The sequence below is a fragment of the Pseudomonas sp. Leaf59 genome (genome assembly GCF_920984685.1).
Classification (GTDB): domain Bacteria; phylum Pseudomonadota; class Gammaproteobacteria; order Pseudomonadales; family Pseudomonadaceae; genus Aquipseudomonas.
This window is the reverse complement of the sequence record NZ_CAKLBR010000017.1, coordinates 1-22,332: the sequence shown is the minus strand read 5'-3', so window position 1 is coordinate 22,332 and position 22,332 is coordinate 1. Positions and strand designations below refer to the sequence as shown.

At 62.4% G+C, this 22,332-nt stretch carries 18 protein-coding genes; 7 read left to right on the top strand and 11 right to left on the bottom strand.

The features are described from left to right. Positions 1 to 43: 43 nt before the first annotated feature. The 5 genes from LUB09_RS17595 to gap all read right to left on the bottom strand — a co-directional run bounded on the left by LUB09_RS17595 (position 44) and on the right by gap (position 6,456). Positions 44 to 652 (bottom strand): biliverdin-producing heme oxygenase, encoded by a 609-nt coding sequence (locus LUB09_RS17595; protein ID WP_209984366.1) that lies wholly within the window; start codon positions 650 to 652, stop codon positions 44 to 46. A 137-nt stretch (positions 653 to 789) separates the two neighbouring features. After that, entirely contained in the window at positions 790 to 3,354 is a 2,565-nt protein-coding gene (locus LUB09_RS17590; protein ID WP_231423201.1) for a TonB-dependent receptor, read from the bottom strand. Positions 3,355 to 3,470: 116 nt separating this feature from the next. Continuing rightward, entirely contained in the window at positions 3,471 to 4,439 is a 969-nt protein-coding gene (locus LUB09_RS17585; protein ID WP_231423200.1) for a FecR family protein, read from the bottom strand. 74 nt (positions 4,440 to 4,513) lie between these two features. Next, positions 4,514 to 5,032 (bottom strand): RNA polymerase sigma factor, encoded by a 519-nt coding sequence (locus LUB09_RS17580; RefSeq protein ID WP_209984357.1) that lies wholly within the window; start codon positions 5,030 to 5,032, stop codon positions 4,514 to 4,516. Between the two features lie 422 nt (positions 5,033 to 5,454). Continuing rightward, positions 5,455 to 6,456, bottom strand: a complete 1,002-nt coding sequence (gene gap, locus LUB09_RS17575) for a type I glyceraldehyde-3-phosphate dehydrogenase (RefSeq protein WP_057007205.1) — start codon at positions 6,454 to 6,456, stop codon at positions 5,455 to 5,457. A 220-nt stretch (positions 6,457 to 6,676) separates the two neighbouring features. Between gap and edd the strand changes: the two genes are divergently transcribed. The 4 genes from edd (at position 6,677) to LUB09_RS17555 (ending at position 11,742) form a co-directional block, all read left to right on the top strand. Further along, a complete protein-coding gene (gene edd, locus LUB09_RS17570) occupies positions 6,677 to 8,503 on the top strand; it encodes a phosphogluconate dehydratase (RefSeq protein ID WP_057007204.1) in 1,827 nt (608 codons plus the stop codon). Next, positions 8,500 to 9,456, top strand: coding sequence for a glucokinase (locus tag LUB09_RS17565; RefSeq protein ID WP_209984354.1), 957 nt, complete (start codon positions 8,500 to 8,502; stop codon positions 9,454 to 9,456). The genes edd and LUB09_RS17565 overlap by 4 nt, the downstream gene beginning before the upstream one ends. A 92-nt stretch (positions 9,457 to 9,548) precedes the next feature. Further along, on the top strand, positions 9,549 to 10,283 hold the full coding sequence (locus tag LUB09_RS17560; protein WP_003237599.1) for a response regulator: 735 nt from the start codon (positions 9,549 to 9,551) through the stop codon (positions 10,281 to 10,283). Continuing rightward, positions 10,273 to 11,742 carry an ATP-binding protein gene (locus LUB09_RS17555; RefSeq protein ID WP_231423199.1) on the top strand — a complete coding sequence of 490 codons (1,470 nt, stop codon included), beginning with the start codon at positions 10,273 to 10,275 and terminating at the stop codon, positions 11,740 to 11,742. The genes LUB09_RS17560 and LUB09_RS17555 overlap by 11 nt, the downstream gene beginning before the upstream one ends. 124 nt (positions 11,743 to 11,866) lie before the next feature. On the opposite strand, the gene LUB09_RS17550 is transcribed toward LUB09_RS17555, so the two are convergent. Next, on the bottom strand, positions 11,867 to 12,796 hold the full coding sequence (locus LUB09_RS17550) for an AraC family transcriptional regulator (protein WP_231423198.1): 930 nt from the start codon (positions 12,794 to 12,796) through the stop codon (positions 11,867 to 11,869). Between the two features lie 327 nt (positions 12,797 to 13,123). Here LUB09_RS17550 and LUB09_RS17545 point away from each other — a divergent pair, with 327 nt between their 5' ends. Both LUB09_RS17545 and LUB09_RS17540 read left to right on the top strand, forming a co-directional pair. Then, the gene (locus LUB09_RS17545) at positions 13,124 to 13,465 is read left to right on the top strand and encodes an antibiotic biosynthesis monooxygenase family protein (protein ID WP_231423197.1); all 342 of its coding nucleotides are present in this window, start codon (positions 13,124 to 13,126) and stop codon (positions 13,463 to 13,465) included. An 8-nt stretch (positions 13,466 to 13,473) separates the two neighbouring features. After that, complete coding sequence (locus LUB09_RS17540; RefSeq protein WP_209984343.1) at positions 13,474 to 13,752, top strand: hypothetical protein; 279 nt, start codon at positions 13,474 to 13,476, stop codon at positions 13,750 to 13,752. A gap of 48 nt (positions 13,753 to 13,800) precedes the next feature. On the opposite strand, the gene LUB09_RS17535 is transcribed toward LUB09_RS17540, so the two are convergent. From LUB09_RS17535 to LUB09_RS17515, 5 genes are all read right to left on the bottom strand, one after another. Continuing rightward, positions 13,801 to 14,433 (bottom strand): flavin reductase family protein, encoded by a 633-nt coding sequence (locus LUB09_RS17535; protein WP_209984340.1) that lies wholly within the window; start codon positions 14,431 to 14,433, stop codon positions 13,801 to 13,803. 152 nt (positions 14,434 to 14,585) lie between these two features. Beyond that, the gene (locus LUB09_RS17530; protein WP_231423196.1) at positions 14,586 to 15,899 is read right to left on the bottom strand and encodes an MFS transporter; all 1,314 of its coding nucleotides are present in this window, start codon (positions 15,897 to 15,899) and stop codon (positions 14,586 to 14,588) included. A gap of 278 nt (positions 15,900 to 16,177) precedes the next feature. After that, on the bottom strand, positions 16,178 to 17,503 hold the full coding sequence (locus LUB09_RS17525) for a sigma-54-dependent transcriptional regulator (RefSeq protein WP_231423195.1): 1,326 nt from the start codon (positions 17,501 to 17,503) through the stop codon (positions 16,178 to 16,180). Beyond that, positions 17,497 to 19,263, bottom strand: coding sequence for an ATP-binding protein (locus tag LUB09_RS17520; RefSeq protein WP_231423194.1), 1,767 nt, complete (start codon positions 19,261 to 19,263; stop codon positions 17,497 to 17,499). Before LUB09_RS17520 ends, LUB09_RS17525 begins: the two co-directional genes overlap by 7 nt. Before the next feature lie 197 nt (positions 19,264 to 19,460). Continuing rightward, the gene (locus tag LUB09_RS17515; protein ID WP_209984327.1) at positions 19,461 to 20,984 is read right to left on the bottom strand and encodes a fumarate hydratase; all 1,524 of its coding nucleotides are present in this window, start codon (positions 20,982 to 20,984) and stop codon (positions 19,461 to 19,463) included. 219 nt (positions 20,985 to 21,203) lie between these two features. Between LUB09_RS17515 and LUB09_RS17510 the strand changes: the two genes are divergently transcribed. Next, positions 21,204 to 22,136 carry an iron-sulfur-binding ferredoxin reductase gene (locus LUB09_RS17510; protein ID WP_231423193.1) on the top strand — a complete coding sequence of 311 codons (933 nt, stop codon included), beginning with the start codon at positions 21,204 to 21,206 and terminating at the stop codon, positions 22,134 to 22,136. Positions 22,137 to 22,332: the final 196 nt, after the last annotated feature.

Genomic DNA, 22,332 nt, shown 5'->3' with positions numbered 1-22,332 from the left:
GGCAAGTCAGCTCCCACATTTGATCGCATTCCAATTCAGGTAATCAGGCCAGTTCGGGGGCGCTAGCGTACGCCTGTTCGAGCAGCACGGTGAAGCGTACAAACGCGTCAATCGCGCCTTTTTCCACGGCGGCTTCTTCTTCGGCGCTGAACTCGAGGGCGTCGAGGGTGCGGGTGAAGCGCTTCCAGCCTTCGGCGCGACCACCGGCCGGCTCGCCCAGGTGGCGGGCACCGAAGGTTTCGCTCAGGCCAAGGCCCACGGCGCGCTTGATCAGGAACGCGGCGCCGAGCTTGGAACCCTCGGACACAAACAGCCAGCCCAGGGCTTCGGCCCTGCTCGGGTTCTGCACGGCGCCGGCGACCGGTGTCGGCACTTCGGTGTCGAGGTCACCCAGGTCGAGCCGGGCGGCGTCGGCGCGGCAGCGTTCGGCGAGGTCGGGGATGATGTCGATCAGCTCGGCATCGTTGTACAGCGCCACCAGTTCCGACTGAAACAGGTACTGCGCCACCACGAAACGGGCGAAGTTGGCCCGCGTGTCGAACGGCGCGTGGGCCTTGACCAGGGCGTCGAGCCGGGTGTGTGGCGCGTGGGTGATCTGGTTCAGGCGCTGGGAGCGCAGGCTCGGGCGTTCTGCAGTAGGGGAAGCGGTCATCGAAAAAGTCCTTGAGAAGGGTAGCGCCTGGTTGCCCTGAAGAGAGCGGTTATCAACTAGACGAACAAGAAGACGCGGCACAGTAAAAAATCCTCACCCCGGCGCTGAACAATCGCGGCGAGGTGAGGCTGATGTCGTCAGATGTCCCAGATCAGGTTGATCGCAACGTTGCGGCCGGGCTGGGTCAGGCGGTCGAGGTTGGCCGGGCCTGTCACTGCCGCTTCGCCGACGCTGTCGTAGCTGCGCACGTCATCCCAGTTCCAGTATTTTTTGTCGGTGAGGTTGTAGAGGCCACCGTTGATGGTCACGTCCTGGCTGACTTTGTAGTACGCGCTCAGGTCGAGGATGCCAAAGCCCGGTGTCTTGAACGGGCCGCTGGTGTCGCCGTCCGGTGCGTGGAAGGTGCTGCTGTCGACGCGATGCTGCTTTTTCACCAGTGTCCAGCTCAGCAGGCCGCCGTAGTTGTCCTGGTCGTAGCCCAGGCCGAACACGCCCTTGAGCGGGTTGACGCTGTTGAGCGGTTCGCCGTTCTCATCGTTACGACCGTAGGCATAGGACACCGCGCCCTGGGTGTAGAGACCCTGCGGCGCGCCGAAGGTATCCAGGTTGAGGCGGCCCTTGGCTTCGGCGCCCCTGACGGTGGCGCGCTTGATGTTGATGGCCTGGAACTGCTCCACGGTGCCGCCGACCACGGCGTTGTCTTCGTCGATGAAGTTGCGGTACTTGTTGTAGAACACCGCGATCTCGAAGGAGCCTGCGTCGAATGCGCCGCGAATCCCGGTCTCGATCCCTTTGCTGGTTTCCGGCTTGAGGTCGGGGTTGGGTTCGACGGTGTAACCCAGGTTGAGGTTTTCGAAGCGGCCGTACAGCGACTTGGCGGAGGGCGTGCGGAAACCTTCGGCGTATTGGCCGAACCAGGTGTATTGATCGGTAAGGGCGTAGGTCAGACCAAACTTGGGCGTCACGCGGTGCCAGGTCTTGTCCTTGTCGCTGACCGAAGCCGCACCCGTGGGGTTTACGGTGTTGAGAAACGCCTGGGTCAGTTTCGGCTTGAGCTGGGTGTAGTCGTAGCGCACGGCGGGCAGGAAGGTCCATTTGTCCCAGGTGATCTGGTCCTGGGCGAACAGCGAATAGGTGTTGATGGTCGGGTCCGGGAAGTCACTGGATTTCTTCACGCTGTCGCCGGCTTGCGGGCTCGGTGCACCGATGGCGGTGCAGCCACTGCCAACCGCCAGGCACGTGGCGGCGCCTTCGCGCGAACCGGTGACTTTCTGCTGTTTGAGCGTGGTGCCGTAAGTCACCTGGTGATCGGTATCGCCGAGGCTGAAGGCCTTGTCCAGTTGTGCATCGAATACCCATTGTTTTTCTTCGTACAGCGTGTCGCGGGTGCGCAGAACGCGGCGGCCCGACTGATAGATCTCGGCGGTGGTCTGGTCGGTCTTGGCGATCTGGTAATTGAGGCTGGTCTTGATGCGGTCGGCTATCGGCGACTCGAGGGAGAAGGTGTTTTCCAGGCCGAAACGTTCCCGGGTGATGGTGTCGTTGCCGCGCCGGTCGCGGTAGAGGTTGAAGCCGCGGCCGCCAATGAACGGGCCGCCCACCGCGTTTTTCAGGTTGACGTCGCGATCATCCTTGTACTTTTCGTAGGTCAGGCCCAGGCGGTTGTCGTCCCCGTAGTTCCAGCCCAGTTTGGCCAGTACGTTGGTGGTGCGCGCATCCTCCGGGTTGGCGCCGGTGCGGGCCAGGCCGGTGGCGTTGTTGCCGTCGTAGGACTGGGTTTCATGACCCCTGCGTTGGCTCAGGTGCAGCAGGCCGTCGATGTCCTGTACGCGGCCAGCGACGGTGCCGGAGGTCAGCCAGCTGTCGTCGGCGGAGCTATAGCCGGTTTTCAGGCGGGCGCCGACGTCCTGGCCCGGTTTGATGATGTCGTCCGGGTCGAGGGTGAAATAACTCACGGCGCCGCCGATGGCGCTGCTGCCGTAAAGGGCCGAGGCCGGGCCACGGAGGATTTCCACGCGCTTGACGATTTCCGGATCGACGTAGTTGCGGCGCGTCTTGGCGTAGGGGCCGTTGAAGAAGTTGTCCGGCACTTCGACGCCATCGACCTGGGTGAGGATGCGGTTGCCGTCGATCCCGCGAATGTTATACCCCCCGTTACCGGAGCGAGTACCTGCGCCGCCCACCGATACGCCGGGTTCGTAGCGCACCAGTTCGCGAAGGGTGTTCACGTTCTGGCGGTCCAGTTCCTGGCGCTCATGCACGGTGACGGTGCTCGGTACGCTGTCCACCGCCTGCTCGGTACGGGTGGCGCTGATGGTCACCTGTTGCAGGTTGACGGTGCCGCCGACGGCGCGTTTTTCCAGCACGATGTTGTTATTGCCCAGTTTGCGGTAGCTCAGGTTGGTCCCCACCAACAGCCGATCCAGCGCTCTCTCGGGTGGCAGTGCGCCGCGCACGCCTGGCGATGACACACCCTGGCCCAGCTCGGCCGGCAGGCCTACTTGCCAGCCGGTCACGGCGGTAAAGGCATTGAGCGCCGTGACCAGTGGCTGCTGTTCAATGCTGAACGCGTAATTGCCATGGCTGCGCGGGGTCGGCTCGGCAGCCGCAGCGTCCATCACCGGCGCACCGGCCAGCAGGAGAGCGGCAGTCAGCAGGGACAATACGGGCGAGGAAGACCGACGGTTGAAACAAGAGGACATCGTGAACGCTCCGGAGGTACGAATCTTATAGTTGCGAACCGCTCCAAATAGGAATCAGTTGCATTGGCTATAACGAGACGTATCGCCGGTTAACATCGAGTAAAAATAATTCTCATTTAGTTGAGAATGACCAGCGCCGGGAATTCCGCGAGCCTGGCCGACGTGATATGAGCCAGAGAGCGCACCACGTCTAGCGGCTGGTCGAGGCGATAATTGCCGGTGACGGCGACGCTGGCGAGTTTGTCGTTGGTGTTGACGATCCAGCCAGGGTAATAGCGGCGCAGTTCGGCGAGCACTTCGCTCATCGGGCAGTTTTCGAACACCAGCCGGCCCTGTACCCAGGCCAGGTCCTTGGCCGGATCCAGTCGGGCAGGCGGGCCAAATCCCTTGGGACCGATGCGGATGCTTTCGCCGGCGCTCAGGCGCACGCGGGCATCGTCGAAGGTGTTGCGCAGGTCGACATCGCCGCGCTGCACCTGCACCTGCGCTTCGCCGTTGAGGTAGCGCACGGCGAAGGCGGTGTCGCGCACGCTGGCCCGCACCGGGCCGGCATCGACTTCCAGGGGCAGGCCGCGACTGGGCATGACCTCGAAAAAAGCCTCACCTTGATACAGGCGGGCAACGCGCTGGTGGTCCTTGATGCTGCTGGAGAACGCCGAGTTGGTGTTGAGCAGCACTGTGGAGCCGTCGTCCAGTTGCAGGCGCTGGCGCTCACCCACCACGGTGAGGTGGTCAGCCTGCAAGCGCGCGGGCAGGTTGCTGAAGCTCAGCAGCCCCAGCACCAGCACGGCGGCGGTGGCCAGGGGTTTCCAGTGTGGCTTGATACGGCGCCAGACGCCCGGTTTGCGCGGCGCTGCCAGGGCGATTGCGGCACTGTGCACCGGCGCGCCGCCCCAGGCTGCCTGGGCGTTGGCGAAGGCGAGGGCGTGCGCCGGGTCGCTGGCCAGCCAGGCCTCGAACGCAGCCTGCTGCCCCGGTTGCGGGCACTGCAGCGCGATCAGCCAGTCGAGCGCCTGGTCCATAGCCGCGTCTTGCAACACCTCATGAGCCAGCTCATGGGGGCGCAGGTTATTCGGGTCGGTCACGGTGTGCCTCGGGTCTTCGCCACGTTCTAGTCATTGTTCCTGCAGGCCGGTTCGACAGTTCTGTCGGATGTAGCTTACGGCTGATCCAGCCTCTGGGCCACACCTACACAGATGGCCATGATCAGCTTCAGTTCCTTTTGCACGGTGCTCAAGGACACGTCCAATTGATCGGCAATCTCCTGGTAACTGCAGCCGTGCAGGCGGCTGAGGATGAAGATCTGCTGTTGGCGTGCGCTCAACTGACCGAGGCTGACGCTCAGATGCTCCAGCAGTTGCTCGGCCTGGGTGGCGTCTTCGGGCGTGCTGACAGGGGATGCGACGCTTTGCAGCACATCCAGTGGCACGTCTTCCTGCAACGTGCGGGCCTGAATTCGGCGCGCGCGCAGATGGTCCAGCGCCAGGTTGCGCGCCGTCTGGTAGACGAAGGGTTCGAGGTGATCGATCGGCCGCTCGCTCAGGGCCCGTGTGACGCGCAGGTAGGTTTCCTGCAACAGGTCCTCGGCGGTGCTGTGGTTATTCACCATCCGCTGCAAGGTGCGTAGCAGAATCACCCGTTGGGTGAGAAAGACATGGTTGAAGCGAGATTGGCTCACAGGGATACCAGGCCGGTTGCAAGCAAATGATAATGCTTATCAACAACGGAAATGGCAAGTGGCTATTGCTGTGAGCCGGTACCGATCAAATGTGGAAGGAGGCTTTTGTGGCAGCCGGGCTTACCCTAATGCCGTTCAGTTAAGCGCAGATTCCCTGTGGCGAGCAGGCTTGTCCTGCGTTGGGCTGCGCAGCAGCCCCAAAGCCAGCCTCCGCGTAGTATCAGGTATACCGAGGGTTTCTTGATTGGGGGCGCTTCGCACCCCAACGCGGGGCAAGCCCGCTCGCCACAATAAGCCCACACATTTTCCTTAACTGAACGGCATTAGGGCTTGCCCGCGATGCAGGCACCTCGGTATTTCAGTTGGACCGAGGTGATGCTATCGCAGACAAGCCAGCTCCCACAGGGACCTCTGTTGCCTGCTTACTCGGCGTTGCACAGCGCCAGGCAGTTATCCAGCATGCGGTTGGAGAAGCCCCACTCGTTGTCGTACCAGGCCAGCACTTTGAGCAGCTTGCCGCTGGCCTTGGTGTGGTTGGCGTCGAAGATCGACGACAGCGGATTATGGTTGAAGTCACTGGAAACCAGCGGCAGGGTGTTGTAGCCGAGGATCTTCGAGTGCTGGCTGGCTTCCTTGAGCAGTGCGTTGACCTCGTCAGCCGTGGCCTCTTTCTTCAGTTGCACGGTGAGGTCGACCAGCGACACGTTGATCACCGGGACCCGCACCGCCATGCCGGTCAACTTGCCCGCCAGTTCCGGCAGCACCAGGCCCACTGCTTCGGCCGCGCCGGTCTTGCTCGGGATCATGTTCTGCGTTGCCGAGCGCGCGCGGTATGGGTCGGTGTGGTAGACGTCGGTGAGGTTCTGGTCGTTGGTGTAGGCGTGAATCGTGGTCATCAGGCCGCTTTCGATGCCCAGTTCGCGGTGCAGCACCTGGGCCACCGGCGCCAGGCAGTTGGTGGTGCACGAGGCGTTCGAAATGATCTGGTGGGACTGACGCAAAATGTCATGGTTTACGCCGTAGACCACGGTGGCGTCCGCGCCCTTGGCCGGCGCGGAGATGATCACCTTGCGCGCGCCGGCGGTAATATGGGCGGCAGCCTTGTCACGCTCGGTGAACAGACCGGTGCATTCGAACACCACGTCGATCTTGTGCGCGGCCCATGGCAGGTCGGCCGGGTTGCGGATGGCGCTGACGGCAATCCGGTCACCATTGACGGTCAGGCTTTCCTGATCGTGGGCGACCTCTGCGTCGAAAGTGCCGTGTACGGTGTCGAATTTGAGCAGGTGGGCGTTGATCGAACTGTCGCCCAGATCGTTGATGGCGACGATCTGCAAATCCTGGCGGTAGCCTTGGGTATACAGTGCGCGCAGGACATTACGGCCGATACGGCCAAAACCATTGATTGCGATACGAAGAGTCATTGGAAGGTGCCTGTCGTCGATTTGTTGTAAGAATTACAAGATTATTCGCATAAAAATAGAAAACAAGCCTTTTTAGTGGCAATATTTTGTTCAATCTACAACGAGTGACCTGAATCAACTGGTCCGATGATCCAAACGACACCCTGCCATCCCATGCGCGCGGGCGTTTGATCAGCATAGACACTCAGGTCGCCACATCCGTTAGCCTGGAGTTCTACACATGCATCCCCGCGTCCTTGAGGTCACCGAACGGCTTATCGCCCGCAGCCGCGCCACCCGTGAGGCCTACCTTGCGCTCATTCGCGGCGCAGCCAGCGACGGTCCGATGCGCGGCAAGCTGCAATGCGCCAATTTCGCCCACGGCGTGGCCGGTTGCGGCACTGAAGATAAAAATAGTCTGCGCATGATGAATGCCGCCAACGTGGCAATTGTTTCTTCATATAACGACATGCTCTCGGCGCATCAGCCTTACGAACACTTTCCGGAACAGATCAAGACAGCCCTGCGCGAAGTCGGCTCGGTCGGCCAGTTCGCCGGCGGCACCCCGGCGATGTGCGACGGCGTCACCCAGGGCGAGCCCGGCATGGAGCTGAGCCTGCTCAGCCGCGAAGTGATCGCGATGTCCACGGCGGTTGCGCTGTCCCACAACATGTTCGACGCGGCGCTGATGCTGGGTATCTGCGACAAGATCGTGCCGGGCCTGATGATGGGCGCGCTGCGTTACGGCCACCTGCCGATGGTTTTCGTCCCGGGCGGCCCGATGCCGTCGGGCATCTCCAACAAGCAGAAAGCCGATGTGCGCCAGCGCTACGCCGAAGGCAAGGCCAGCCGCGAAGAGCTGCTGGAATCGGAGATGAAGTCCTACCACAGTCCCGGCACCTGCACCTTCTACGGCACTGCCAACACCAATCAGCTGCTGATGGAAGTGATGGGCCTGCACCTGCCGGGCGCCTCGTTCGTCAATCCGTACACGCCGCTGCGTGACGCGCTGACCCGCGAAGCGGCGCACCAGGTCACCCGCCTGACCAAGGCCAACGGCAACTTCACGCCTATCGGCGAGATCGTCGACGAAAAATCCATCGTCAATTCCATCGTTGCCCTCAACGCCACCGGCGGTTCCACCAACCACACCCTGCACATGCCGGCCATCGCCATGTCGGCGGGCATCATCCTCACCTGGCAGGACATGGCCGACCTCTCCGAAGTGGTGCCGACCCTGTCCCACGTCTACCCCAACGGCAAGGCCGACATCAACCATTTCCAGGCGGCGGGCGGCATGTCCTTCCTGATCCGCGAACTGCTCGAAGCCGGGCTGCTGCACGAAGACGTCAACACCGTGGCCGGCAAGGGGCTGAGCCGTTACACCCAGGAGCCGTTCCTGGTCGACGGCGAGCTGATCTGGCGCGACGGCCCCATCGAAAGCCTCGACGAAACCATCCTGCGTCCCGTCGCCCGTGCGTTCTCGCCCGAAGGCGGCTTGCGCGTGATGGAAGGCAACCTCGGTCGTGGCGTGATGAAAGTGTCCGCGGTGGCGCCGGAGCACCAGGTAGTCGAAGCCCCGGCTGTGGTGTTCCAGGACCAGCAGGACCTGGCCGATGCCTTCAAGGCCGGCCAACTGGAAAAAGACTTCGTCGCCGTGATGCGCTTCCAGGGCCCGCGCTCCAATGGCATGCCCGAACTGCACAAGATGACGCCGTTTCTCGGCGTATTGCAGGACCGCGGTTTCAAAGTGGCGTTGGTTACCGATGGGCGCATGTCCGGCGCGTCGGGTAAGATTCCTGCCGCGATCCATGTGAACCCCGAAGCCCAGAGCGGCGGGCCGCTGGCGCGCGTGCGCGATGGCGATATCATTCGCGTGGATGGCGTTACCGGCACCCTGGAGCTTAAGGTGGACGCCGAAGAGTTTGCAGCACGCACACCTGCCACGGGACTGCTGGGCAATAACGTGGGGGCGGGGCGCGAGCTGTTTGCATTCATGCGCTTGGCCGCAAGCTCCGCAGAGCAGGGCGCCAGCGCCTTTACCTCTGCCTTGGAGACGCTTAAGTGAAGTTAGCGCTGGTCGGTGATATCGGGGGCACCAATGCCCGTTTTGCGTTGTGGCGCGATCAGGCGCTGCATTCGATCCGGGTGCACGCCACGGCGGATCACCAGAGCCCGGAAGAGGCGATCAAGGTTTATCTCAAAGAAGAAGGCCTGGAAATCGGGGACATCGGCGCGGTGTGCCTGTCGGTGGCCGGGCCGGTAAGCGGGGATGAATTCAGGTTCACCAACAACCACTGGCGCCTGAGCAAGACGGCGTTCTGCCAGACGTTGCAGGTGGATGAGCTGCTGCTGGTGAATGATTTTTCGGCCATGGCCCTGGGCATGACCCGCCTGCAGCCGGATGAATTTCGCGTGGTCTGCGAAGGCACGCCGGAGCCGTTGCGCCCGGCCGTGGTGATCGGGCCGGGCACGGGGCTGGGCGTCGGTACGTTGCTGGACCTTGGTGCAGGCCGGTTTGCCGCATTGCCGGGGGAGGGCGGCCACGTCGACCTGCCCCTGAGCAGCGTGCGCGAAACCCAACTGTGGCAGCACATTCACGGCGAAATCGGCCACGTCAGCGCCGAAACCGCATTGAGCGGTGGCGGACTGCCGCGTCTGTACCGGGCGATCTGTGCGGTGGATGGGCATGTGCCGGTGCTGGACACGCCTGAAGCCATCACGGCGGCCGGCCTGGCCGGCGACCCGGTGGCGACGGAGGTGTTGGATCAGTTCAGCATCTGGCTGGGCCGGGTTGCCGGTAACAACGTGCTCACCACTGGCGGGCGCGGCGGCGTGTATATCGTGGGCGGCGTGATCCCCAGGTTTGCCGACTTTTTCATCAACAGTGGTTTTGCCAAGAGTTTCAGCGACAAGGGCTGCATGAGCGACTACTTCAACGGCATTCCTGTGTGGTTGGTGACGGCGCCGTATTCCGGGTTGACCGGTGCGGGCGTCGCGCTTGAACAGGCTTTTGCGTAGGGGCTGATGGCCTCATCGCAGGCTTGCCTGCGATGGCGGCCTAAAGGGCGCCAGATGCTTTAAGCTTGTCCCCACCATCCAGGAGGCCCCCCGTGAGCGTAATCAGTAAATCCATTCTCCTCGTCGACGACGACCAGGAAATCCGCGAATTGCTGCAAACCTACCTCAGTCGCGCCGGCTTCCAGGTGCGTGGCGTGCCCGACGGCGCGGGGTTCCGTCAGGCGATGAACGAGGCACCGTGCGACCTGGTCATTCTCGATGTGATGCTGCCGGACGAGGACGGCTTCAGTCTGTGCCGCTGGATTCGCCAGCATCCGCGTCAGGCGCAGGTGCCGATCATCATGCTCACTGCCAGCTCCGACGAAGCCGACCGCGTGATCGGCCTGGAACTGGGCGCCGATGACTACATCGGTAAGCCCTTCAGCCCTCGAGAGTTGCAGGCCCGGATCAAGGCGCTGTTGCGGCGCTGCCAGTTCGGCCAGGAGCGCAGCGGCACGGCGGATGTGCTGGTGTTCGATGAATGGCGCCTGGACATGATCAGCCACCGGCTGTTTCACGTGGACGGTGAAGAGGTGATTCTGTCCGGCGCCGATTTTGCCCTGCTCAAATTGTTTCTGGATCACCCGCAACAGATCCTCGACCGCGACACCATCGGCAACGCCACCCGTGGCCGTGACCTGATGCCCCTGGACCGGATCGTCGACATGGCCGTCAGCCGCCTGCGCCAACGCCTGCGCGACACCGAAAAACCGCCGAGGCTGATCCGCACCGTGCGCGGCAGCGGTTACCAACTGGCAGCCAGCGTGGTTGCCGGCAATGCCCATTGAGCCGGTAGCCGAACGCCGGCGCCGCTTTCCGGTACCGCGCTCGCTGCTGGGGCGCATGCTCCTGCTGACCTTGCTGGTGGTGCTGTTTGCCCAGGCGCTGTCCAGCGTGATCTGGGTGTCGCAACTGCGCGCTACTCAACTTGAAGGCCTGGTCACCAGCGCGCGCAGCCTGGCGCACTCGATGACCGCCAGCGTGAGCTATTTCCGCTCGCTGCCGGTGGCCTATCGCCCGTTGGTGCTGGACCAATTGCGCAGCATGGGCGGCACGCGGTTTGTCGTGACTCTCAATGATCGTCCGCTGGACATGGCGGTGCTGCCACAGACCCCGCGCAAGCAGGCGGTGCTGCAGGCGGTCGACGAGGTGCTGCGCCAGACCCTGGGCGGCGATGTGCTGATCTCGGTGGAGTTCGTCAGCGCCGAAGACCTGCGCATCTTCAATGCCGGCCTCAAGCTCGATGAGCTGCCGCGCTCCTGGGCGCATTACGCGCTGACCCTGGAGCCGGTGAACCCGCCGGTGCTGGTCACGCAGATTCAGCTCGCCCCCGGCGAATGGCTGTACATCGCCTCGCTGCTGCCAGAGCCGTACACCAGTCTTGAAGAACAAAGCCTGCCATCGCAGCAGGTGTGGTTTATCGTGCTGACCAGCGGTTTGCTGCTGCTGTTCATCGGCTTGCTGGTGCATTGGCAGAGTCGCCCGCTCAAACGTCTGGCACGGGCGGCGCGGGACATGTCCCTGGGTGCCGATGTGGAGCCGGTGGCCGAGGGCGGTGGCAGTGAAGTGGTGGAAGTGGGGCGCGCCTTCAATGCCATGCGCGAACGCATCAGCCGCTACCTGACCGAGCGCAGCCAGTTATTCAGCGCGATTTCCCACGACCTGCGCACGCCGATCACCCGCCTGCGCCTGCGCGTGGAATTGCTCGAAGACGAAAACCTGCAAGCCAAGTTCGGCCGGGACCTGGACGAGCTGGAACTGCTGGTGAAGGGCGCGCTGCAATGCGTGAAAGACACCGACATCCACGAAAACATCCAGCCGGTAGACCTCAACCACGTGCTCGAATGCCTGGTGGAGCCTTATCTGGCGCCCAACGGCAATGGTCGCGTGACGCTGAACGGATATGCCCTGGCGGCCTATGCGGGCAAGCCGCTGGCGCTCAAGCGCTGCATCGGCAACCTGATCGACAACGCCTTGAAGTATGGGCAGAACGCCCATTTGCACATCGAGGACGATGGCGCGCAGTTCATTCTGCACGTGGACGATGAAGGGCCCGGCGTGCCGGAGCAGCGTCTGGAACAGGTGTTCGAGCCGCACTTCCGCCTCGCCGGGCACCAGCAGGGTTATGGACTGGGGCTGGGGATTGCGCGCAACATTGCCCATAGTCATGGCGGGGAAGTGAGTTTGCAGAATCTGCGCGAGGGTGGGTTGCGGGTCACGTTACAGCTGCCCCGAACGCTGGACTGAAGAGCTACAGGTTTCAACTGTGGGAGGGGGCTTGCTCCCGATGGCGGTGTGTCAGTCAGGTTATGTGTTTCTGACCCACCGCCATCGGGAGCAAGCCCCCTCCCACATTTTGGTCTTCATTCGGTCAGATGCTTTGGCGCAGGCGGGCCAGGTCTCTCAGGGGCGGCGCACCAAACAACCGGCTGTATTCCCGGCTGAACTGCGACGGGCTTTCATACCCCACCCGATACCCCGCCGCCGACGCTTCCAACCCTTCGGCAATCATCAACCGGCGCGCTTCCTGCAGGCGCAGTTGCTTCTGGTATTGCAGCGGGCTCATGGCGGTGATCGCCTTGAAGCGGTGGTGCAAGGTCGAGACGCTGAGGTTCACCTCCCTGGCCAGGTCATCGATGCGCAGCGGTTGCTCATAGTTGCCGTTCAGCCAGGTGATCGCCTGGCTGACGCGATGACTCTGACTGTTGGCCACGGCAATCTCATACAGCCGATAACCCTGCGGCCCACGCAGCAGGCGATAGAGAATCTCGCGGTTGATCAGCGGCGCGAGCATCGCGATATCCTTTGGGGTATCCAGCAGCCGCGTCAGGCGCAGCACCGCATCGAGCAGCGCGTGGTCGATGCGGTCGACGTACATCCCGCGCGACGTCGGACGCGAAGGCACGCCCATCGGACCCGCTTCTGCAATCAGGGCCGTCAGTTGCGCCGGGTCGATATTGATGCGCACCGACAGGTTGGGATCTTGCGGCGTGGCATCGATGACCCTTCCTGCCACCGGCATCGCTACCGAAAACACCAGGTAGTTGAGCGGGTCGTAGGCGAAGATTTCGTCGGCCAGGCGCACTTCCTTGCTGCCGCTGGCGAGGATGCACAGGGCAGGCTCCACCAGTACCGGCATGAAGTCGCGCGGCGTATTTTGACGGTTCAGGTACAGCGAGGTAATCGCCGTGCCGTAGGAACCTTCTTCCCAGGTGTGGCGTTGCACGATGCCGGCGAGTTCAGCGCGCTGTTTTTCCATCTCGGCGTCGAGGGGAAGAAGCTTGGGGTCGGGCAACGACATGGAACGTCCTCTGCGTGTTGCTTTGATGGACTGAGCTTAGCGGCGGATTTTCAAAGCGTGTTACGTCGATCCTGCACAATCATTGCCTGATCCTGCGAATAGGCGTGAATCAGGCAATGACGAGGGCTGTCATCGTCCGCAAATACTGAGCAGCGTCTGGAATAAACAGTGGGCGGCAAACGTCCTGCCTACGCTTTTCGCAGGATTGTGCAATAAGCCTGCAGGATTCGACTAACCGCGCGTCCAGCGGTGGCCTTATCGTTGATCCTGTGGCAACACGCCCCCTCAGTGCTTGCCGAGCATCACTTCTCAACGGGAGAGTCGAACATGTCCACCCCCATTCCCGCGAGCCATATGGCCTTTATCCGTGCCCGTAGCGGGTGCAGCACCGAACTCGGTGCACGCTTGAGCAGTTTGATCGAACCGGGCCGTCAGGCTCAGGGTTGCCTGCAATTTTCGTTGCAGCATTCCCACACCGATCCCGATGTATGGCTGATTTCGGGCTTCTGGAGCAGCGAGCAGGCGATGAGTGCCTACTTCAATTCGCCGGCGCTGATGATCTTCACCGAGCTGTTGAACGACATGGTGGTGCGCAGCATCGACTTCCAGACGTTCACCGATGCCTCTGCCATCAACGGCTATGGCGAGTACCTGCAACTGGCCGGTTAGGGTTTAGAATGGCCGACTTTCAATTGGCCAGGACCTGCAACATGGCACGCAAACAATTTGCCCATCACGAAGCCGTTTCCGCCGTAGTACCGGGTGAAGGAGGCTACAGCGCCGCCGTTGCCGTCAAGGCACTGGATGGCATGGGCGCACCGCAGTTTCACAAGATCCTTGACGGGCAGCGGTTCAAGACGGCGTCCGACGCGGATGACGCGGCCGCCGTGCAGCTCGAGCGATTGATCGATGTCGACGAAGAGGGCGTGCTGAACTGGGAGCCCGCCAATAACTGAACCTGTGGGAAGGGACTTGCGCCCCTCCCACCTGTGGCTGCATTGCAATCAGGGTTTGCCGGCGCCTGGGCGGTACATCTTGAACAGCGCCTCCGGGCCCAGTTGGAAGTAATCTGCCGGACCGCCGCCACGCAGGATCGGCTCGGCGGCGGCGGTATCGTAGATGCCGTCCTTGAGCAGCCACTTGGCAATGTGCACCGCCACCACTTCGCCCAACACCAGCCAGCTTGGCACCAACGCTTTGTCAGCGCGCTGTAACTGAATGATCTGCGTCACTTTGCACTCGAATGACACCGGGCTTTCGCCCACCCGTGGCACACCGACGATTTTCGAGGCCACCGGCGTCAGGCCGGACAGTTCGAATTCATCCACTTGCGGCGCGACGGCCGCGCAACTCTGGTTCATCTGCTCGGCCAGCGGGCGGGTGGCCAGGTTCCACACAAACTCGCCGGTCTGTTCGATGTTGTTCAGGCTGTCTTTGCGTCCGACACTGGAAAACCCGATGATCGGCGGAATGTAGTTGAACGCGTTGAAAAAGCTGTAGGGCGCCAGATTCAGGCGACCCTCGCGGTCGTGGGAAGAGATCCAGCCAATCGGGCGCGGGCCGACAATCGCGTTGAAAGGATCATGGGGCAAGCCGTGGCCGTTGGCGGGTTCGTAGAAATGGATATCTTCAGACATGGCCTGTTCCATACTCGGTTCTGGGGCACGCATCATAACCAATGTGGGAGCGGGCTTGCTCGCGAATGCGCAGTGCCAGTCACCAGATTCGGTAACTGACTGACCGCCTTCGCGAGCAAGCCCGCTCCCACAGTTTTTACCGCATCGGCTGTTTAGTCCGTGGTAATGCGCGAGTGCTCACGGGTGTCTTTCATGGTCACATAAACCACCAGCGACACCGCGATACACGCGGTCACATACCAGTAGTAACCCGTCTCCATGCCAATGCTCTTGAACCACAGCGCGATGTATTCGGCGGTGCCGCCGAAAATCGACACGGTCAGTGCGTAGGGCAGGCCCACGCCCAGTGCGCGGATTTGGGTCGGGAACAGCTCGGCCTTGACCACCGCGTTGATCGAGGTATAGCCGCTGACAATGACGAGCGCCGCCATGATCAGGAAGAACGCGCCCCACCAGCTCTGGATGGTGTGCAGGGTGGTCAGGATTGGCACAGTGAAGAGGGTGCCGAGAATGCCGAAGGCGATCAGGATCGGCCGCCGACCGACCTTGTCCGACAGGCCGCCGACGAGGGGTTGCAGGCACATGAACAGAAACAGCGTCGCCGCCGAAATGGTGGTGGAGTCGGAAATGCTCATCCCCACCGTGTTCACCAGGTATTTCTGCATGTAGGTGGTGTAGGTGTAGAAGGCCAGTGTACCGCCCATGGTCAGGCCGACCACGGTCATCAGTTCCCTGGGGTGGCGCATCAAGGTGCGCATGGCGCTTTCCCTGGCTTTTTCCTTCTTGATGAACGACTCGGTTTCTTCCATGCCGCGCCGCAGGTACAGCGCGACCACTGCGCACAGGGCGCCGATGGCGAACGGGATACGCCAGCCCCAGGCGTACAGCTGCTCGGTGGTGAGCAATTGTTGCAGCACGATCAGCACCGCCAGCGCGATGAGCTGGCCGGAGATCAGGGTCACGTACTGGAAGCTGGAGTAGAAACCACGACGTTCCTTGGTCGCCATTTCGCTGAGGTAGGTGGCGGACGTGCCGTATTCACCGCCAACTGACAGGCCCTGCAGCAAACGGGCAAATACCAGCAGGATGGGTGCACCGATACCAATGATTTCATAGCCCGGGCTGAGAGCAATCAGCAATGAGCCAAAGCACATCAAGTAGACCGAGGCCATCAGGGCTTTTTTACGCCCGACCTTATCGGCATAAAGGCCCATCAGCCAACCGCCGATCGGGCGCATCAGGAAGCCTACGGCAAAGATCGCGGCCGTGTTGAGCAGTTGGGCGTTGGTGTCGCCTTTGGGGAAGAAGGTCTTGGCGAAGTACAGCGAGAAAGCAGCATACACATACCAGTCGTACCACTCGACCATATTGCCGACCGATCCGCTGAAGATCGACTTGATACGGCTGGAAGTGGTGCGTGCCGGCGCAGCCGCCGAGCCCAGAAGCAGGGAGTTGGAGTTATCCATCTAAGGATCCTTCATCTAGTTGTTTTTATGGCGCGGCGCGAACGCAGCGTGGTTCGGCTGTAGCAGGAGCTGTGCCAAACAGATGAAGGCCCGCGATAGAAGGGCTACAAGATTTTTTTGAGCGGAAAGTCGCTGATGGTTTTGCGGTGATGAGCGAAAATCCGCTGATGGCTGCAGGCGTCATCGCAGGCAAGCCAGCGCCCACCTTTGCAATGCATTCCCCTGTGGGAGACGGGCTTGCCCGCGATGGCGGCTTGGCAGGCGACGCCAATATCGACCTACAGAAATATCTCCCGCACCAACCCATGGCGCTGCATCTTTTCATTCAGGGTCCGACGCGGCAGTTGCAGCTCCGCCAGTACCGCTCTGATATCGCCGTTATGTCGGCTCAACGCAGCTTTCAGGCAATGGGCCTCAAACGCCTCCTGCTGCGCCGCCAGCGATTGCCCGACCTCAATCCCCTCCGGTTCTGGCTCGCCCAGCCCCAGCACCTGACGCTCGGCGGCGTTGGCCAGCTCCCGCACATTGCCCGGCCAGTCGTGGCTGAGCAGGCGGCCCAACTGCGGCCCGCTCAACGGCTCGACGTTGCGGCCAAGGCGTTCGGCGGCGCTTTGTGCAAAGTGCTCGTACAGCAGTGGAATGTCTTCGCGACGTTCGCGCAGCGGCGGCAGGCGCAGTTGGACGACGTTCAATCGATACGCCAGGTCTTCACGAAAGCGTCCAGCGCGGGCCTCTTCGAGCAGGTCCGGCTTGGTGGCGGCGATGATGCGCAGGTCCACCTGGATGCTTTGGTTGGAACCCAGGCGCTCCAGTGTCTGCTCCTGCAGCACCCGTAGTAATTTCACTTGCTGGGCCAGGGGCATGCTTTCGATTTCATCCAGGAACACTGTGCCGCCGTGGGCGTACTCGAGCTTGCCGATGCGCTTGCCCTGAGCACCCGTGAAGGCGCCGCTTTCGTGGCCGAACAGTTCGGCTTCAAACAACGGCTCGGGGATCGCCGCGCAATTGAGCGCCACGAACGGCTTCTTCGCCCGTGGCCCGAAATCATGCAGGCAGCGCGCGACCAACTCCTTGCCGCTGCCGGTCTCGCCGCGAATCAGCACATTGACCGGCAGGCTCGCCAGGTCCAGCACCTGGCGGCGCAATGTTTGCAGGCCTTTGGACACGCCCAGCAGGCTGGTTTCCAACTGCGCGCGATGATCGGCCTGCTGATGCAGGCGACGGTTCTCCAGCACCAGCCCGCGTTTGTCCAGCGCACGGCGCAGACTGTTGAGCAGGTCCTGCGGGCTGAATGGTTTTTCCAGGAAGTCGTAGGCGCCGTCGCGCATGGCTTCGACCGCCATCGGCACATCGCCATGGCCGGTGAGCAGGATCACTGGCAAGTCGGCATCGCGGCGTTGCACTTCGGCCAGCAGCTCCAGGCCACTCAAACCCGGCATGCGCACGTCGCTCAGAATGACTCCGGGGAAATCCCTGGGCAGTTGCGCCAGGCACTCGTCGGCACGGCTGAACAACTGCACGTCAAATCCGGACAGGTTCAACCATTGCTCGACGGCCGTGCGAATGCCGGCTTCGTCATCGACCACCATTACTGCGTTCAACATAGGTCTGGCGTCTCCAGCGCGACGGGCAGGGTTAGGGTGAATACCGCGCCATCGCCACGGTTACCGGCGCTCAGGCGCCCGCCCAGTTCGTGCACGATAGCGTAGGATACCGCCAGCCCCAAGCCGAGTCCGTCGCCCACCGGCTTAGTGGTAAAGAACGGGTCGAACACGCAGGGCAGATGCTCTTCGGCAATCCCGCCGCCGCTGTCGCTGACAGTCAGTTGCCAACATTGCTCATCGGTGTGCAGGCGTATTTCCAGACGTTTGCGCGGCGTGTCGGCCATGGCGTCGAGGGCGTTGCGCAGCAGGTTGATCAGCACCTGTTCCAGGCGGATTGCGTCGCCGCGCACCCAGGCCGGGCGAGTCAGGTCCAGCCTCACGCCGATGGCTTCATCACGCAGGCGCGCGTCGAGCAAGTGCAGGGACTGGTCGACCACCGTGGCCAGGTCGAGCCGTTCGCGCAGTCCACTGGGGCTCTTGCGGGCGAACGTCTTGAGGTGGCCGGTGAGGGCGGCCATGCGCGTGAGCATTTCGTCCAGCGGCGTGAGCGCCTGGTAGGCGTCATCCACGCGGCCGTGGTCCAGCAGCAGGCGCAGCGTCGCCAATTGCATGCGCTGGGCGGTCAGAGGCTGATTGATTTCATGGGCAAGGGCGGCCGACATCTGCCCCAGCGCCGCCAGCTTGGCCGACTGCACCAGGCCGTCCTGGGCAGTGCGCAGCGCCTGGGTGCGTTCATCGACCAGTTGTTCAAGCTCTTCGCGACTGCGCTGGCGCAGACGGGCCAGGCGCCAGCGCTGGCTGAGGAACAGCACCAGGAACACCAGCGCCAGCCAGGACCCGGCGGCGGCCAGGCCCGCGTTGCGCTGGTCTTCGAAGGCGGACTGCGGCTTGCGCAGCAGGTGCAGGGTCCAGCCCTCGGCTTTGAGCGGCATGGATTCCCAGATGTAATTGGCATTGCCGTCAGGACCGCTGACGCGCATCAGGTGGCTGTTTTCGCCGAAGCGTTGCAGGGTGCTGGTGTCCAGCGCTTGCAGGTATTTCTTGTCGTACTGGCGCGTGGCTTTGAGTTCGGCCTGGTCGCTGTCGGACAACGGCCGCAGATTGCGATAACGCCAGCCCGGCTGATTGGCGATAAACACAATGCCCCGCGCATCGCTGACCAGCAGCAGGTCGTTGCCCTGGGCCCACTCGCGTTCAAGTTCGGGGAATTCCAGTTTCACCACCATGGCGCCGAGGAACTGCTCGTTCTCGTCGAGCACCGCGCTGGAGAGAAAGTAACCCGGTATGCCGGTGGTTACCCCCACCGCATAAAAACGCCCGGTGCCCTGGCTCAGGGTCTGGCTGAAATAGGGACGAAATGCGTAGTTGTGGCCCACGTAGCTGCTCGGCAGGTTCCAGTTACTGGCTGCGACCGCGAGGCCAGTGCGGTCCATCAATTCGAGGGTGGAAGACTGCGCGGCGCTGTTGATGCGTTGCAGCTTGCGATTGAGCACATCCTGAGTGGCGGCGTCCAGCGGGCCCTTCAGGGCGCGGATCATTTCCGAGTCCAGCGCCAGCACGGCAGGCAGCGCGCGGTAGCGTTCGATCAGGGTGTGCAGCGAGTTGGCGTACAACGCGAGCTGCTGATTGGCGCGAGCGGCATCCTCCACCAGCGCCTGGCGCTCGGCTTGACGTGTGGCAAGGGCGGCGGCCAATAGCGCACCGGCGATGATCAGCAGGGCGTAGAAGGTGAGGCGCAGGGGGCGGGTGATCACGATCATACGGTGATGAGCAGGCGCAGTGGGGGGAGCGCACCATAGCATGCGCTGCTTGAGTCTGTGGCGAATGGGCTTGTGTGGGAGGGGTGCTTGCCCAATGTCGTTCAGTTGAGCCCGCTCCCACATTTGACTGTATTTTCACAATAAAAAAGGCGACTGGGCTTTGCGCCGCAGTCGCCTTTCTCCTTGCGGGACTGTGCTTACTGCACTTCCACCGCCAGGCTTTCACTGATCTTTTTCTGCCAGATGGCGGGACCGGTGATATGGACGGATTCGCCCTTGCTGTCCACCGCAACGGTGACCGGCATGTCTTTGACGTCGAACTCGTAGATCGCTTCCATGCCCAGTTCGGCGAAGGCCACTACACGCGACTTCTTGATGGCCTGCGCCACCAGGTAAGCGGCGCCGCCCACAGCCATCAGGTACACGGCCTTGTGGTCCTTGATCGCTTCGATGGCGGTCGGACCGCGCTCGGATTTGCCGATCATGCCCAACAGGCCGGTCTGCTCGAGGATCTGCCGGGTGAACTTGTCCATCCGCGTCGCGGTGGTCGGGCCCGCTGGGCCAACCACTTCTTCGCGCACCGGATCAACCGGGCCGACGTAGTAGATGAAGCGGCCCTTGAGGTCCACCGGCAGGCTTTCACCCTTGTTGAGCATCTCGACCATGCGCTTGTGCGCGGCGTCGCGGCCGGTGAGCATCTTGCCGTTGAGCAATACGGTTTCGCCCGGCTTCCAGCTTTGCACGTCTTCAGCAGTAAGGGTGTCGAGGTTGACGCGACGGGCCGACGGGCCGGCTTCCCAGACGATCTCCGGGTAGGCATCCAGCGGTGGCGCTTCCAGCGACGCCGGGCCGGAACCGTCCAGCACAAAGTGCGCGTGACGGGTGGCGGCGCAGTTGGGGATCATGCACACCGGCAGCGAGGCTGCGTGGGTCGGGTAGTCCATGATCTTCACGTCGAGCACGGTGGTCAGGCCACCGAGGCCCTGGGCGCCGATGCCCAGTTGGTTGACCTTCTCGAACAGCTCCAGGCGCATCTCTTCGATACGGTTGGAGGGGCCGCGCTTTTTCAGCTCGTGGATGTCGATGGATTCCATCAACACTTCCTTGGCCATTACCGCAGCTTTCTCGGCGGTGCCGCCGATGCCGATGCCGAGCATGCCCGGTGGGCACCAGCCGGCGCCCATGGTCGGAACAGTCTTGAGCACCCAGTCGACGATTGAGTCGGACGGGTTGAGCATGGCCATTTTCGACTTGTTTTCGGAACCACCGCCTTTGGCGGCCACGTCCACTTCCACGGTGTTACCCGGGACGATGGAGTAGTGGATCACGGCGGGGGTGTTGTCCTTGGTGTTTTTACGCGCGCCGGCCGGGTCGGCAAGGATGGAGGCGCGCAGGACGTTTTCCGGCAGGTTGTAGGCGCGACGCACGCCTTCGTTGATCATGTCGTCCAGGCCCATGGTGGCGCCATCCCAACGCACGTCCATACCCACGCGCACGAACACGGTGACGATACCGGTGTCCTGGCAGATTGGGCGATGGCCGGTGGCGCACATGCGCGAGTTGATCAGGATCTGCGCCATGGAGTCACGGGCCGCTGGCGATTCTTCGCGCAGGTAGGCTTCGTGCATCGCCTGGATGAAATCCACGGGGTGGTAATAGGAGATGAATTGCAGGGCGTCGGCAACGCTCTGAATCAGGTCGTCTTGCTTGATCACGGTCATGAGTCGCGCTCCTCTATAAGGGAACATTCAATAAAGGTGGCTTCAGTGAAGTGCATCGGTCGGCTGAAGCCACCTTTCCAAGGCACGTCACAGTGGTGCAAGGCGCGACGCTAAAAAGGCGCGGCAGTATAACCCGGTGCGGTGGGTGATACACCCGGCTATGGTCAAACTGTCGCAGGCATGATTCCCTGTGCGCGTCCCTTCTGATTGAGCCTTTATATGCCTGAACTGCACGTCGGTGAACGCCACTGGTCGGTCCCCACCGGCAGCAACCTGCTGGATGCCTTGAATCAGGCGGGCGCGGCCGTGCCTTACAGTTGCCGGGCGGGCAGTTGCCATGCCTGCCTCGTGCGCTGTCGCGGCGAAGTTGCAGACAAACAGCCCGATGCCCTGAGCCCGGCACAACGCCAGGACGGCTGGCGCCTGGCCTGCCAGTGCCAGGTGATCGGTGATGTGCAGGTCGAAGCCTTCGATCCCTTGCGTGACGGTGTGGCGGCACAGGTAATGGCGGTCGACTGGCTGAGCGCTTCGGTACTGCGCCTGCGTGTGCAGCCGGAGCGTGGTTTGCGTTACCGGGCGGGGCAGCATGTGGTGTTGTGGGCGGGGCAGGTGGCGCGGCCGTATTCGCTGGCAAGCTTGCCGCAGGAGGATCCGTTTCTGGAGTTTCATCTGGATTGCCGCTTGCCCGGCGAATTCAGCGATGCCGCACGAGGGTTGGCCGTCGGTGATCGCCTGCGCCTGGGCGAACTGCGCGGCGGGGCGCTGCACTACGATTCGGACTGGCAGGCGCGACCCTTGTGGCTGCTGGCCTCCGGCACAGGCCTCGGCCCGCTGTGGGGCGTATTGCGCGAGGCGGTACGTCAGGATCACCAGGGTGCGATCCGCGTGATTCACCTGGCGCATGATGTCGACGGCCATTACCTGGCAGGCCCCTTGGCGGCCCTGGCCACCAGCCATCCCAACCTGACGGTGGAGCTGTGGACGGCGGCAGAGCTTGACCAGGCATTGGCGCAACTGCGGGTGGTTTCCCGGCAAACCCTGGCGTTGCTCTGCGGGCATCCCGCCAGCGTCGAGGCGTTTTCCAAGCGCCTGTTCCTGGCGGGCCTGCCGCGCAATCAACTGCTGGCCGATGTGTTCCTGTCCCGCGGTTAAGCGGAGCACATCAGCCCCTTTGAAAGGCAAAAAGCCCCGCCATTCACATGGCGGGGCTTTTGTTTTTCAGCTGTCCCGTCCTGAATAAGGTTTACACCTTCTGACCTTTCTTCAGGAGGACTCAATGGATACGGGAAAAAGGCGCAGCCAACGCGATTACACGCTAGCTTTTAAATTGTCGGTCGTAGACCAAGTC

Coding starts and splice junctions, on each gene's coding strand:
- LUB09_RS17510 (WP_231423193.1), top strand. CDS start 21,204: ATGCCTGAACTGCACGTCGGTGAACGCCACTGGTCGGTCCCCACCGGC.
- LUB09_RS17515 (WP_209984327.1), bottom strand. CDS start 20,984: ATGACCGTGATCAAGCAAGACGACCTGATTCAGAGCGTTGCCGACGCC.
- LUB09_RS17595 (WP_209984366.1), bottom strand. CDS start 652: ATGACCGCTTCCCCTACTGCAGAACGCCCGAGCCTGCGCTCCCAGCGC.
- LUB09_RS17535 (WP_209984340.1), bottom strand. CDS start 14,433: ATGTCTGAAGATATCCATTTCTACGAACCCGCCAACGGCCACGGCTTG.
- LUB09_RS17545 (WP_231423197.1), top strand. CDS start 13,124: ATGTCCACCCCCATTCCCGCGAGCCATATGGCCTTTATCCGTGCCCGT.
- LUB09_RS17550 (WP_231423198.1), bottom strand. CDS start 12,796: ATGTCGTTGCCCGACCCCAAGCTTCTTCCCCTCGACGCCGAGATGGAA.
- LUB09_RS17520 (WP_231423194.1), bottom strand. CDS start 19,263: ATGATCGTGATCACCCGCCCCCTGCGCCTCACCTTCTACGCCCTGCTG.
- LUB09_RS17540 (WP_209984343.1), top strand. CDS start 13,474: ATGGCCGACTTTCAATTGGCCAGGACCTGCAACATGGCACGCAAACAA.
- LUB09_RS17590 (WP_231423201.1), bottom strand. CDS start 3,354: ATGTCCTCTTGTTTCAACCGTCGGTCTTCCTCGCCCGTATTGTCCCTG.
- LUB09_RS17525 (WP_231423195.1), bottom strand. CDS start 17,503: ATGTTGAACGCAGTAATGGTGGTCGATGACGAAGCCGGCATTCGCACG.
- LUB09_RS17530 (WP_231423196.1), bottom strand. CDS start 15,899: ATGGATAACTCCAACTCCCTGCTTCTGGGCTCGGCGGCTGCGCCGGCA.
- gap (WP_057007205.1), bottom strand. CDS start 6,456: ATGACTCTTCGTATCGCAATCAATGGTTTTGGCCGTATCGGCCGTAAT.
- LUB09_RS17555 (WP_231423199.1), top strand. CDS start 10,273: ATGCCCATTGAGCCGGTAGCCGAACGCCGGCGCCGCTTTCCGGTACCG.
- edd (WP_057007204.1), top strand. CDS start 6,677: ATGCATCCCCGCGTCCTTGAGGTCACCGAACGGCTTATCGCCCGCAGC.